Origin of the sequence: Ralstonia sp. 22111 (assembly GCF_052045895.1) — a bacterium.
GTDB lineage: Bacteria > Pseudomonadota > Gammaproteobacteria > Burkholderiales > Burkholderiaceae > Ralstonia > Ralstonia wenshanensis.
Map to the genome: position 1 here is coordinate 1211870 of NZ_JBQEPR010000001.1, position 12464 is coordinate 1224333.

General features: G+C 66.3%; 10 protein-coding genes. 3 read left to right on the forward strand and 7 right to left on the reverse strand.

Going from position 1 to position 12464, the window contains the following annotated elements; translation table 11 throughout:
- Positions 1-28 precede the first annotated feature (28 nt).
- A complete protein-coding gene (locus ACTJK4_RS05685) occupies positions 29-1210 on the forward strand; it encodes an efflux RND transporter periplasmic adaptor subunit (protein ID WP_440816638.1) in 1182 nt (393 codons plus the stop codon).
- A gap of 2 nt (positions 1211-1212) precedes the next feature.
- Positions 1213-4368, forward strand: coding sequence for a multidrug efflux RND transporter permease subunit (locus ACTJK4_RS05690; RefSeq protein WP_440816641.1), 3156 nt, complete (start codon positions 1213-1215; stop codon positions 4366-4368).
- Positions 4369-4380: 12 nt separating this feature from the next.
- Here ACTJK4_RS05690 and ACTJK4_RS05695 read toward each other — a convergent pair whose 3' ends face one another.
- The 7 genes from ACTJK4_RS05695 to ACTJK4_RS05725 all read right to left on the reverse strand — a co-directional run bounded on the left by ACTJK4_RS05695 (position 4381) and on the right by ACTJK4_RS05725 (position 10783).
- Positions 4381-5205: an alpha/beta hydrolase gene (locus tag ACTJK4_RS05695; RefSeq protein WP_440816644.1), complete on the reverse strand. Its 825-nt coding sequence runs from the start codon at positions 5203-5205 to the stop codon at positions 4381-4383.
- On the reverse strand, positions 5202-6488 hold the full coding sequence (locus ACTJK4_RS05700; protein WP_440816646.1) for an MASE1 domain-containing protein: 1287 nt from the start codon (positions 6486-6488) through the stop codon (positions 5202-5204). Before ACTJK4_RS05700 ends, ACTJK4_RS05695 begins: the two co-directional genes overlap by 4 nt.
- An 89-nt stretch (positions 6489-6577) precedes the next feature.
- On the reverse strand, positions 6578-7219 hold the full coding sequence (locus ACTJK4_RS05705) for a glutathione S-transferase family protein (RefSeq protein WP_440816648.1): 642 nt from the start codon (positions 7217-7219) through the stop codon (positions 6578-6580).
- Positions 7220-7270: 51 nt separating this feature from the next.
- A complete protein-coding gene (locus tag ACTJK4_RS05710) occupies positions 7271-8461 on the reverse strand; it encodes an aminotransferase-like domain-containing protein (RefSeq protein WP_343621492.1) in 1191 nt (396 codons plus the stop codon).
- A 140-nt stretch (positions 8462-8601) separates the two neighbouring features.
- Entirely contained in the window at positions 8602-9072 is a 471-nt protein-coding gene (locus tag ACTJK4_RS05715; protein WP_440816651.1) for a RidA family protein, read from the reverse strand.
- 45 nt (positions 9073-9117) lie between these two features.
- Positions 9118-10056, reverse strand: coding sequence for a DMT family transporter (locus ACTJK4_RS05720; RefSeq protein WP_440816654.1), 939 nt, complete (start codon positions 10054-10056; stop codon positions 9118-9120).
- A 7-nt stretch (positions 10057-10063) separates the two neighbouring features.
- Positions 10064-10783 carry an alanyl-tRNA editing protein gene (locus tag ACTJK4_RS05725; protein ID WP_440816657.1) on the reverse strand — a complete coding sequence of 240 codons (720 nt, stop codon included), beginning with the start codon at positions 10781-10783 and terminating at the stop codon, positions 10064-10066.
- A 129-nt stretch (positions 10784-10912) separates the two neighbouring features.
- Between ACTJK4_RS05725 and ACTJK4_RS05730 the strand changes: the two genes are divergently transcribed.
- On the forward strand, positions 10913-12391 hold the full coding sequence (locus ACTJK4_RS05730; RefSeq protein ID WP_232042350.1) for an aminotransferase-like domain-containing protein: 1479 nt from the start codon (positions 10913-10915) through the stop codon (positions 12389-12391).
- Positions 12392-12464 lie beyond the last annotated feature (73 nt).

A 12464-nucleotide genomic window follows, 5' to 3' on the forward strand; every position in this document is an offset into this window, starting at 1 on the left:
CGGGCGCGGTCGCGCCCAGCCCCCTCCCATGATGTTCTCTGTGTTGTTCCGTCGTTCCCGTTCGTCCCGGTGGTTGCTGTGCGCGTGCGCGTTGGCTGTGTTGCAGGCGTGCGGCAAGCATGCAGATGAGGCTGCCAAGCCTGCCGCCCCACCGGAGGTCGAGTTTGCCGTTGCACAGCGCACCGATGCGCCGCTGGTGACCGAACTGCCGGGCCGCCTGGAGCCGTATCGCACGGCGCAAGTGCGTGCGCGCGTCGACGGCATCGTCCTCAAGCGCGCCTACGAAGAAGGGCAGGTGGTCAAGGCCGGACAGGTGCTGTTCCGCATCGACCCGGCACCGCTCAAGGCGCAGGTGGACGCCGCGCAAGGTGCGCTCGCCCGTGCGCAGGCGCAACTCGCCATCGCCCGCGACAAGGCTGCGCGCTACAAGGGCCTGGCCGCCACGCGCGCCGTGAGCGAGCTGGAATACGCTGAAGCGCAAGCCGCCGAACGTCAGGCCGCAGCGGACGTGGTGTCCGGCCGCGCTGCGCTGGAAACCGCGCAACTGCGCCTGGGTTATGCCACCGTTACCGCCCCGATTGGTGGCCGCTCGCGCCGCGCACAGGTGACCGAAGGCGCGCTGGTCAAGGAAGACGCTGCCACGCCGCTCACCACGGTCGAGCAGATCGACCCGATCTATGTCGACTTTGCTCAGCCCGCTGCCGAAGTGCTGGCCTTGCAGCGCGCGCTGAAGAAGGGCCAAGCCGCTGCATTGAGCGGTCAGGACATCGGCGTTCAAGTCATCCTGAGCGACGGCGTGGCGTACGAGCGCCCGGGCAAGCTGCTGTTCTCGGATCTGGCGGTGGACCGTGCGACCGACAACGTCTCGATGCGCGCCGTGCTGCCCAACCCGGACGGCCTGCTGCTGCCCGGCATGTACGTGCGCGTGAAGCTCTCGCACGCCGTGCAGCAAGGTGCAGTGACGATTCCGAAGGGTGCGTTGCAGCGCGACCGCCATGGAGCGACGGTGTTTGTGGTGCAGGCAGACAACACGCTGGCAGCTCAATCCGTGTCTGCGCAAACGTTGGCTGGCGATCAATGGCTGGTGACGAGCGGCCTGTCCGGAGGGGAGCGCCTCGCCATTCCAGGCATGCAGACGCTGGAAGCCGGCATGGCGGTCAAGCCTGTGCCTGCTGCACCGCGCGCCGACACGAAGCCGAAGAAGGGCTGACCATGGCGCGCTTCTTTATCGACCGCCCGGTCTTTGCCTGGGTGATTGCGCTGGCCATCATCCTGGCCGGCGTGCTCGCGTTGCCCAAGCTGCCGGTGGCGCAGTATCCGAACATCGCGCCGCCCAACGTGAGCATCTCTGCCACCTACCCGGGCGCGTCCGCGCGCACGGTGGAGAGCGCCGTCACCGCGATCATCGAGCGCGAGATGAACGGTGCGCCGGGGCTGCTGTACATGTCGTCGTCGTCCGATGCGGCGGGCAATGTGTCGATCAATCTGTCGTTCACGCAGGGCACGAGTCCCGATCTTGCGGCGGTGGAGGTGCAGAACCGGCTGAAGATCGTCGAAGAACGCCTGCCCGAGGTCGTGCGCCGCAACGGCATCCGCATCGAGAAGGCGGCTGAGAACTACATGATGTATCTGTCGCTGACGGCCGAGCGCGGGCGCTTTGACGGCATCGACCTGGGCGACCTCGCGTCGTCTGATTTGATTCCGCAGTTGCGCCGCGTGCCGGGCGTGGGCACCGCGCAGTTGTTCGACGCGGAATACGCCATGCGCATCTGGCCCGATGCCGACAAGCTGACCGCACTGGTCCTCACCGCCGGCGACCTGAGCGACGCCGTGCGCCGCTACAACGCGCGCATCACCGTGGGTGAGATCGGCAGCGGAGCGGTGCCGGGCAGCGCGCCCATCAACGCGAGCGTGACCGGCGACGATGGGCTGACCACGCCGGATGCATTCGGCCAGATCCCCCTGCGAGCAGACGCACAGGGCCGCATGGTGCTGCTGCGCGATGTGGCCCGCGTGGAGCTGGGCGGCAGCGATTACCTCTACCTCTCGCGCATGAACGGCAAGCCGGCCACGACCATTGGCATCAAGCTTGCCCCCGGCGCCAATGCCGTGGGTGTGGCCAAGCGCGTGCGTGCGGTACTGGACGAGGCGCAGGCGCATTTCCCGGCCGGCGTGCGCTACGAGGTGGCGTACGACAGCTCGCGCTTTGTCGGCATCGCCATCGAGCAGGTGGTCAAGACGCTGCTCGAAGCCGTGGTGCTGGTGTTCCTGGTGATGATGCTGTTCATGCAGAACCTCCGCGCGACGCTGATCCCGACGCTGGTCGTACCGATCGCGCTGCTGGGCACCTTTGCGGTGATGCTGCCGATGGGTTTTTCCATCAACGTGCTGACGCTGTTCGGCCTGGTGCTCGCCATCGGCATCCTGGTCGACGATGCCATCGTGGTGGTGGAAAACGTCGAACGCGTGATGCATGAAGACGGGCTCTCGCCGCGCGAGGCGACGGCCAAGGCGATGCGGCAGATCAGCGGGGCCATCGTCGGCATCTCGCTGGTGCTGACGGCGGTGTTCGTGCCGATGGCGTTCTTTGGCGGCGCGGTCGGCAATATCTACCGGCAGTTTTCGCTGTCGCTGGCGGTGTCGATGGTGTTCTCGGCATTCCTGGCATTGACGCTCACGCCCGCGCTTTGCGCGACGCTGCTCAAGCCGGTGCAGGCCGGCCACGGTGCCGAGCGCAAGGGCTTCTTCGGCGCATTCAACCGGCGTTTTGCGCGGTTGACGTCGCGATATCAGAACGGTGTTGCCAAGCTGCTCAACCGCACGGGCCGCGCGCTGATTGCGTACGGCGCCGTCATCGGCGTGGTGGTGCTGCTGTTCACGCAACTGCCGACGGCCTTCCTGCCCGAAGAAGACACCGGCGAATTCATGACCGTCGTCATGCTGCCGACCGGCGCCACGCAGGCACAGACACTCGACGTCGTGCGGCAGGCGGAGCAGCACTTCATGACGCAGGAGCCGGCGGTGGCGTCCACGCTGGCCATCACGGGCTTCAGCCTGTACGGCAACGGCCAGAACGCGGCCATGCTGTTCCTGACGCTCAAGGACTGGAAGCAACGCAAGGGCGCTGACCAGCACGTCGATGCCGTGGTCGAACGCGCCAACGCGGCGTTCGGCAAGATCAAGGGCGCGATGGTCATGGCGATGAACTCGCCCGCGCTGCCGGAGCTGGGCAGCAAGCCCGGCTTCGACCTGCGTCTGCAGGACCGCGGCGGCGCCGGCTACGAGCGCCTTGCGCAGGCACGCGACCGCATGCTGGCCGAAGCCGCCAAGCATCCGGCGCTGTCAGAAGTCACCTTTGCGGGGCAGGGCGATGCGCCGCAGGTGCTGATCGATGTGGACCGCAAGAAGGCGCTGTCGATGGGCGTGTCGATTGAGGACATCAACCGCACGCTGGCCGTGATGTTCGGCTCCGACTACGCGGGTGATTTCGTCTACCGCAACCAGGTGCGTCGTGTGATCGTGCAGGCCGACGGCAAGCAGCGCGTCTCGGTCGAGCAGCTTGGCCGCATGCATGTGCGCAATGCGGCGGGGGCGATGGTGCCGCTCTCCGCGTTCACCACCACGAAGTGGATCGTCGGGCCGCTCAAGCTCGACCGCTACAACGGCTTTCCGGCCATGACGATCACTGGCTCGCCCGCGCCCGGTCATAGCTCCGGCGATGCGATGGCGGCGATGGCATCGATTGCGCGCGGCCTGCCCGAAGGCTTCGGCTACGAGTGGACAGGGCAGTCGTTCGAAGAACGCCTGTCGGGTGCGCAGGCGCCGGCGCTGTTTGCGTTGTCGATCCTCGTCGTGTTTCTGTGCCTCGCGGCGTTGTACGAAAGCTGGTCGATTCCGCTGGCGGTCATGCTGGTGGTGCCGCTCGGTGTGCTGGGCGCGCTGCTGGGTGCCACGCTGCGGTTCCTGCCCAACGACATCTATTTCAAGGTCGGGCTCATTGCCACCATCGGCCTGTCGGCCAAGAACGCGATCCTGATCATCGAAGTGGCAAAGGATCTGGTGGCGCAAGGCATGGGGCTGATAGAAGCCACGCTGGAGGCCGCGCGTCTGCGCTTCCGGCCGATCGTGATGACGTCGCTGGCGTTTGCGTTTGGCGTCGTGCCGCTGGCAATTGCGACCGGCGCGGCATCGGCCAGCCAGCGTGCCATTGGCACGGGCGTGCTGGGCGGGATCATCACGGCGACGGTGCTGGCGGTGTTCCTGGTGCCGGTGTTCTTTGTGGTGGTGCGGCGCGTGTTCAAGGGCAGCGAGCGGCAGCGCCGGCTGGACGCGGCGCACGAGCACGAGACCGCAGGGCCGGCCGCCTGATCGGCGTCGTGATCAATCTGCGGCGGCTGGGCTCTTGCGCCTGGCCGCTGCAGGGTCGAAACCGAAGAAGCCGAGAACCTCTGCGGCGACCTGATCGCGGTCGTTGTCTACGCAGATCATGTGGTAGCTGTTCTCCAGCACCACGCTGCGCGCATGGGGCAGGGTGGCCTGCAGCGTTTCGGCGGAGCGCAGGCTGGTGAGCTCGTCTTCGCGCGAATGGATCACCAGCGTCTGGCATTGCGTGTCGGGCGCCCCCGCCACTGCCCAGCGTCGCAGCCGGTCCACCTGCCGAATGCATGCGAGCGGCACCCACGGATAGTGGAAGCTGTCGCCGCGCGCGAGCTTGGCTTTAATGATCCGCCGCAACAGCGGGTTCTTGATGCCGAACGGCTCGTCCTCTTCCACGCGCATGCGTGCGGCCATGCCCGGGATGCGATAGACCACGTAGCGCAGATCGCGATACCACGGCGTCGACCAGCCATCGATATGGATCGGCGTGGCGAGCAGCGCCAGCCTGTCCTGCGGGCGCGCAATGCCATGCCGAACCCGGTGCGCCAGCACGAGCGCCAGCAATGCGCCCATGCACATTCCGGCGATATGCACGGTGTCGTGCTCGGCGATGAGCTGCTCATACGTTTGCGTGAGTGTTTCAAGCCACGCCTCGGCGGGCATGTGGGTCAGGTCTTCGGGGCGGGTACCGTGGCCTGGCAAGGTCGGCACGTGCGTGACGGCGCCGGCGCTGCGCAGCGCTTTCTGTAGCACGCCCACGTCGTAGGCCGTACCGCCCAGACCATGGATCAGCAGCACGGCCGTGCTGCCGGACGCCGATGTCGTCACAGTGCGGTCTCGACCGACCAGGTACCGGTGACGAGCGCCATGTTGCCGACGGCGTCCATCAGCGGGCCGCCGGTGTCCACCACGGTGTGCAGCGTGCCGTCGCGTGCGGTGATGCGCAGCGTCTGGCGCCGTGCGGGCGTTGCGGCCTCGTCACCCTGCGCGGCTTCTCCCAGCCAACGTGCACGCAGCGCGTCGCGGTCATCCGGGTGCACCAGTTGCAGTACGGTGGAGATCGACGCCATGCTTGCGGGTTCGTGTCCGAACACGAGCACAATGTCGCCGCCCCAGTCGATGCGGCCGCTCGCCGGGTCGATGGTGTAGACGAGCTGGCCCGACGCCGCCAACGCCAGCTCCACGCGGTTCTGCCACTGCGCGCTTTGCTCGTGCAGTTGTTCGCGCGTGGTTTTGAGCGCGCTCACCAGGAGCACCAGCAGCGCGGCAATGCCCAGGTACAGCTGCGCTTCCAGCAGCGACTGTCCATAGTGGTGGTCGAGCACGGCGAACGGGCCGTCGCCCTCGGCGGTTTGCGTGAGCGCCACCAGCGTGAGCAGCAGCACGGCCATCGAGCCGCCGCGTCCGCCCCACAGCAGGGCCACCACGACGGCAAAGAACAGCGGGACGTACGTCAGTGCAAAGCCGATGCCGTCACCAAACTTGGCATCGCTGTTGCCGTCGAAGATGACGTACGCCGACAGCGCGAGCGCAATCGCGGCCGCCAGACCGAGCAGGAAATCCGTGCGGTCCGTGCCGCCCGAGCGGAACGCGCGAAAGCGCGACCATGCCGCCAGCACCGGCGTGACGATCAGCACGCCCAGGAAATCCGATGCCGCCCAGATGCGGAGGACGTGCCCGAACGCGCCGCCTTGCGACCACGCAAACCATGCCGCCCCGAACAGCGCTCCGAGCAGTGCACTGACCGCGCCGGCCACCAGCATCGCGCGCACGAAATAGAGCCCCTCAAGCGGCACGCGCGCCAGCCGCACCAGCGCCACGGCCAGCGCCGCGCTGCCCGCCTCGTCGAGCACGAAGAGCATCGCGTGGGCCGGGTTGGTGTGTTCAATGGCGGCCAGCGCCAGTTGCGCCACGGCAAACGCTGCCCCCAGCCCCGGCCATTCGCGGTAAGGCCGCAGCATGAAGGCGGCCATGGTCACGCCCGCCGGCAGCCAGATGTAGCCCGTCATGTCGACCGGCCCATTCAGCCGGTGCGACACGATGGCGGCAACCAGGTAAAGCGCGCCCCAGAGGATCGTGGCGACGGTTGTGGAAGGTCGGTTCAATGGCATCCGGGTTTCCCTCGGTGAAAACAAAAAACCGCGCCGGCTTGGGTGCCGTGCGCGGTTGGTGATGCTACCGCAATCGGTTTCGGGCGGGCTTAGACCACGGGCAGCGCCAGGACTTCGCGCGCGGCGCGCCGGTCGCGCAGTTCGGCCATCCAGCGCTCGAGGTTCGGACGCGCAGGGCGGTCCATCGGCAGGCCGAGCCAGCGGTGCGTGGCACAGCCGCAGGCAATGTCGGCCATGGTGAAACGCTGCCCCGCCACGTACGGTTGTTTGGCGAGCACGGCTTCGAGAATGGCGGTGCTGCGCTCCGCGGCCTGGCGCGAGCGTTCAATTCGCGCGGCGTCGCGCTGGTCTTCCGGCGTGCGCACGAGCTGCAGGAACGCATCCACCATCGACGGGCTGTATGACGTGGTCTGCCAATCCATCCAGCGGTCGGCATCGGCGCGCTCGTGAAGTTCGAGCGGGTAGAGATTGCCCGGGCCGTAGCGCGCCGAGAGATAACGCACGATGGCGTTGGACTCCCACAGCACGAAGCGCGTGTCACCGGCATCGTTCAGGCCGTCTTCGATGACGGGAATCATGCCGTTCGGGTTCATCGCCTTGAATTCCGGCGTGTCGACGCCGCCGAAGGCGCCACCGACGTCGATGCGCTCATGGTCGAGCGATAGCTCATGCGCGCACCAGACGACCTTCTGAACGTTGACCGAAGAGAGTCTTCCCCAGATCCGCAGCATCGACGACGGCTCCTTTCTTGAATGAATGGATGGAATGGATCGTTAGGTAATTTAGGCGGCCTTGGGCGTGAGCGCAGCGATTTCTGCGCGGATCAACTCGCCCAGCACGGCAATGCCTTGCTCGATGCGCTCCGGCGCCACCGTCACGAACGCCAGCCGCAAGGTATTGCGACGCGGCGCATTGGCATAGAACGGCGCGCCCGGCACGAACGCCACATTGCGCGCGACGGCCTTTTCCAGCAGCGCCATCGTGTCGATGCCTTCCGGCACTTCCACCCAGATGAACATGCCGCCTTCCGGGCGGTTCCAGTGCACGCCGGCCGGCATGTGACGCGTGAGCGAATCGAGCATCGCTTCGCATTGCTTGCCGTAAAGGGTTCGGATGCTCGGGATGTGCGTGTCGAGCAGCCCGGTCTTCAGCACCTCGTACGCCACGCGCTGCGTGAAGCTGGGCGTGTGCAGATCCGATGCCTGCTTGGCTTGCACGAGTTTGAAGTGGATGTGTTCGGGCGCGATGATGTAGCCCAGGCGCATGCCCGGTGCCAGGATCTTCGAGAACGAGCCCATGTAGATCACGCCGTCCGGATTGAGCGAGCGCAGCGACGGCAAGGCGTCGCCGGTGTAGCTGAGTTCGCCGTACGGATCGTCTTCGACGAGCAGCACGCCGAGTTCCTTCGCGCGGGCCACCAGGGCCTGGCGGCGGTCCAGCGGCAGGCGGCGGCCGGTCGGGTTCTGGAAGTTCGGGATCGTGTAGAAGAAGCGCGCGCCGGCTGCCAGTTCCGGCGTCAACGCGTCGGGCAGCAGGCCCTTGTCGTCGGTGGCGATAGACGTATAGCTCGGCTCGAACAGCGAGAACGCCTGCAGCGCGCCGAGGTACGTCGGCGTTTCGACCAGCACCTTGCTTTGCGGGTCGATGAAGATCTTGCCGAGCAGGTCCAGCCCCTGCTGTGAGCCCGTGGTGATCAGCACGCGCGAGGCGGTGGTGCCATGACGCTGGGCAATCCATTCGCGCAGCACCGACAGGCCTTCGGTGGGCGTGTACTGCAGCGAGGCCTGCGGGTTGTCGGCAAACATGCGGGCGCACGCCGCCTGAATCGCTTCGACCGGGAAGGTGACCGGGGCGGGCAGGCCGCCGGCGAATGAAATGACCTCAGGACGTTCGGTGATCTTGAGGATTTCCCGGATCGCCGAGCTGGTCAGTTTCTGAGCGCGGCTGGAGAAGGTGCAGGCGGTGTGGTCCATGGTGTGGTCCTAGTGTTGCGGCGCCCACCTCGTGAGCGGGCGCCGTGGGTGGGCAAAGCGAAAAGAATAGCAGGCAACCAGCCCATCCAACATTGGGCCGTCACCTTAGAGACTGCGGGAAAAAGCGCCGCTCAGATCGCTCAGGCGACTTCGGCAATCAGCTCGATCTCGACGCATGCGCCGAACGGAATCTGCGCGACACCGAAGGCGCTGCGGGCGTGCTTGCCGGCGTCGCCAAACACGTCGGCGAACAGTTCCGATGCACCGTTGGTGACCAGGTGCTGCTCGGTGAACTCCTGCGTGGAGTTGACCAGGCTCATGACCTTGACGATGCGCTTGACGCGGCTGAGGTCACCGCCCAGGTGCGTGTTCAGCGTGGCCATCAGGTCAATGGCGATGGCGCGTGCGGCGGCCTTGCCTTGCTCGGTGGCCATGTCGGCGCCCAGCTTGCCGACCCACGGCTTGCCGTCTTTCTTGGCGATGTGGCCGGACAGGAAGACCTGGTTGCCGGTTTGCGCGGCCATGACGTAGGCGGCAGCGGGGGCGCCGGCGGCGGGCAGTTCGATGCCGAGTTGCTTGAGCTTGGCCTGGGCGTCGTGCGAGGCGGTCATGAAGACTCCTTGGTAAGTGTGTTCAACAAAAGAGGGAAGACGTTGCTATCGGCGGACCGACGTGCGCCGGCCGATGCCGACCACGGCAATGACGGCCAGCGCAAACAGCACGGTCGGCGCATCGAGCGATTCGCCCAGCAGCAGCCAGCCGCCGATCAACGTCATGAAAGGTTGCAGCAATTGTATCTGGCCGACCCGCGCAACACCGCCCGCTGCCAGGCCGGAATACCAGAACAGGAAGCCGATGAACATGGAAAAGGCCGATACATAAGCCAGCCCCATCCAGGCCCGGGACGACGCATGCGCCAGCGCCTCGGCCTGATGTGTGGACGGCAGCCATGCCAGCGCCCCGACCAGCGGCAGCAGCACGGGCAGGGAGACGACCAGCGCCCAGGCAATCGTCTGCGTGCCGCCCAGATCGCGTGCGAGCCTGCCGCCGGTCGCATAGCCGAGGGCGCCCGTCACCATGGCGGCGAAGAGAAGCCAATCGGCGCGGTGCAGGGCGCCCGCACCTTGCAGCAGCGCAAATGAAACGACGAGCACGCTACCAATGACCGCGCACAGCCAGAACCCCCTGGACGGCCGCTCGCGCCCGAACCACGCGGCAAAGATGGCCGTCGCAAGCGGCAGCAAGCCGGTGATGATGGCGCCATGGGCGGCCGGCACATCGCGCATCGCCAGCGACGAGAACAGCGGAAAGCCCACCACTACACCCATCGCCGTCACTGCCAGTTGCCACCATTGATTGCCGCGCGGGCGCTTGCCGGCCGAGAACGCGCCCGTGGCGGCGAGGAGCACCAACGCCAGCACGCTCGCCAGCACCGCCCGCGCCAGCGCCACGAAGGTGGCATCCAGCTCGGCCACGGCCATGCGCGTGAACGGCAGCGTCTGGCTGAAGATGGCCACGCCGATGAAACCGAGCAGCAGGCCGCGGTGTTCGGCGTGGTCAAGGGGTGCCACGGGCAGGGCGACGGACTTGTTCATGGGGGGCTCAATCTGCGAACGCCACGGCGACGCGTCGGTTCTGGCGGCTTTTCTTTTCGATCTTGGTGACGACCACGCGGCCGATTTCACCGGTGGCCCGTACATGGGTGCCGCCGCACGGTTGGCGGTCGATGCCATCGATGTGGATGATGCGGATGGCCGAGGCGCCTGCCGGCGGCGCCGCGCCGATGGTGCGCACGAGTTCGGGCTGGGCGGCCAGTTCTTCTGGCGTGATCAGGTCGATGCGCACCGGCGTGTTGCGGCCGATGAGTTCATTCAGCTGCGTGGTGAGCGTGTCGCGGTCGAGCGTCGATTCCGGCAGGTCGAAATCGATGCGGCCGGCGTCTGGCGAGATGCCGCAGCCCGTGACGGGCACGGGAATCAGCGAGCCCAGCAGGTGCAGGCACGTATGCAGCCGCATTAGGCGATGGCGGCGGTCCCAATCGATGGTGGCCGTGACCGGTGTGCCGGGCGTGAGCAGCGAGAGGTCTGCGTTGTCGGCAGGCACGTGCAGAACGGTTTGGCGATCGGCGCTGTAGACGGTGTCGGCAATCGCAATGGTTTGCCCATCGGCCAGGACCAACGTGCCGGTGTCGCCGGCCTGGCCGCCGCTGCGGGCATAAAACACCGTGGCGTCCAGTTCAATCCCTTCCGGATGCACGGCGACGACGGTGGCGTCGCAAGCAGTACGGTAGGCGTCTTCGTCAAAGCGTTTCAACGTTGGCATGGCGGCAGTCTCCGATTCGCTGGGGGCGGAATTCTGACCTTGATCCTACCGAACTGCCTCTGTACAGTACCTGTACACTTTGTCGTGGCGCTTTCTGTACAGTTTTCGGCGCGCTGAGCCTACCCCGTCATGAATCCCACCTCCCACATCATCAGCCTGGATGCCCGCCGCGCGGCCGCCCGCCCGGCGGCGGAGCAATTGCCCGACCCGATTCCTTCGGCGCAGATGACGCTGGTGGATCAGCTCACCGAATGGGCGCGGATGCGCATTGATGAGCGCGTGTTTCGGGCGGGCATGCGCATGCCGTCGATCCGGCAGCTGGCCCAGGAGAAGAGCATTTCGCGGTTCACCGTGGTGGAGGCGTACGAGCGGCTGGTGGCGCAGGGGTATCTGGAGTCGCGCCGCGGTTCGGGCTTCTACGTGAAGGAGCGTCAAGCGCTGCTGCCCGAGGAGCCGGTCGCGCCGCCGCCGACCGCCGCACGCAAGATCGACGTGACCTGGCTGCTGCGGAACATGTTCCATTCGGCCGAGCCACGCAAGGCGCCGGGTGTGGGCTTCTTGCCCAACGGGTGGCTGGACGGCGAGCTGATCGCCAACGCGCTGCGCTCGCTGGGGCGACTGAACGGCAACCAATTTCTGTCGCTGGGCACGCCGCAGGGCTTCTTGCCGCTGCGCCAGCAATTGCAAACACGGCTGGCCGAGCTGGAAATTGGTGCGCGACCCGAGCAGATCGTGGTGACCTCGGGGATCACAGCCTCACTCGACCTGATTGCGCGTCAGTATGTGCAGCCGGGCGACACGGTCCTCGTGGGCGATCCGGCGTGGTTTCTGATGTTCGGCCGCTTTGCCGCCCAGGGTGCGCAGGTGATTGGTGTGCCCTATACCACCGAGGGGCCGGACCTGGTCGCGCTGGAAGGGTTGGTGCAGGCGCGTCGCCCCAAGCTGCTGGTCATCAACTCGATCCTGCACAACCCGACCGGTACGTCGCTCTCGGCTGCCAAGGCATTCCAGTTGTTGCGGTTGGCTGAGCAGTACGGTTTTCTGATCGTTGAAGACGACATTTACGGCGATCTTGCGCCGCCCGGCTATCAGGCGACGCGGCTGGCAAGCCTGGATCAGTTGCGCCGGGTGATTTACCTGAACAGCTTTTCGAAAACGCTGGCGGTGAACTTGCGCGTGGGTTTCATTGCCTGCCATCCGGAACTGGCCAAGAACCTGACCGATGCCAAGCTGCTGACAGGGTTTGCTACGCCCGAGATCAACGAACGCGTGCTCTACAAGATCCTCACCGAAGGCCAATATCGCAAGCACGTTGAACGCGTGCGCGGCCGCCTGGACCGTGCGCGCGATGCCGTTCAGCGCAACCTAGAGCGCATGGGCCTGAAGCTGTTTGCTCAGCAGGGCGCGGGCATGTTCCTCTGGGCCGATACCGGGCAGGACACCAACGCCATTGCCCGGGCGGGGCACGAGCAGGGCTATGTGTTTGCGCCGGGGAGCTTGTTCTCGCCGTCGCAGATGCCGTCGACGTGGATGCGCTTCAATATCGCGACCAGCGCGGATCCGGACATGCTGCGGTTCCTGGCGGAGCAGCTCGATCGCGGGTCTTGAAAACTACGCGCCACGCCCTATCTAGCCTCACAAATTCATGCGGGCGCACGCGCTAGGTGTAGCCCGCTTCTCT

Coding starts and splice junctions, on each gene's coding strand:
- ACTJK4_RS05685 (WP_440816638.1), top strand. CDS start 29: ATGATGTTCTCTGTGTTGTTCCGTCGTTCCCGTTCGTCCCGGTGGTTG.
- ACTJK4_RS05690 (WP_440816641.1), top strand. CDS start 1,213: ATGGCGCGCTTCTTTATCGACCGCCCGGTCTTTGCCTGGGTGATTGCG.
- ACTJK4_RS05700 (WP_440816646.1), bottom strand. CDS start 6,488: ATGCCATTGAACCGACCTTCCACAACCGTCGCCACGATCCTCTGGGGC.
- ACTJK4_RS05705 (WP_440816648.1), bottom strand. CDS start 7,219: ATGCTGCGGATCTGGGGAAGACTCTCTTCGGTCAACGTTCAGAAGGTC.
- ACTJK4_RS05710 (WP_343621492.1), bottom strand. CDS start 8,461: ATGGACCACACCGCCTGCACCTTCTCCAGCCGCGCTCAGAAACTGACC.
- ACTJK4_RS05715 (WP_440816651.1), bottom strand. CDS start 9,072: ATGACCGCCTCGCACGACGCCCAGGCCAAGCTCAAGCAACTCGGCATC.
- ACTJK4_RS05720 (WP_440816654.1), bottom strand. CDS start 10,056: ATGAACAAGTCCGTCGCCCTGCCCGTGGCACCCCTTGACCACGCCGAA.
- ACTJK4_RS05725 (WP_440816657.1), bottom strand. CDS start 10,783: ATGCCAACGTTGAAACGCTTTGACGAAGACGCCTACCGTACTGCTTGC.
- ACTJK4_RS05730 (WP_232042350.1), top strand. CDS start 10,913: ATGAATCCCACCTCCCACATCATCAGCCTGGATGCCCGCCGCGCGGCC.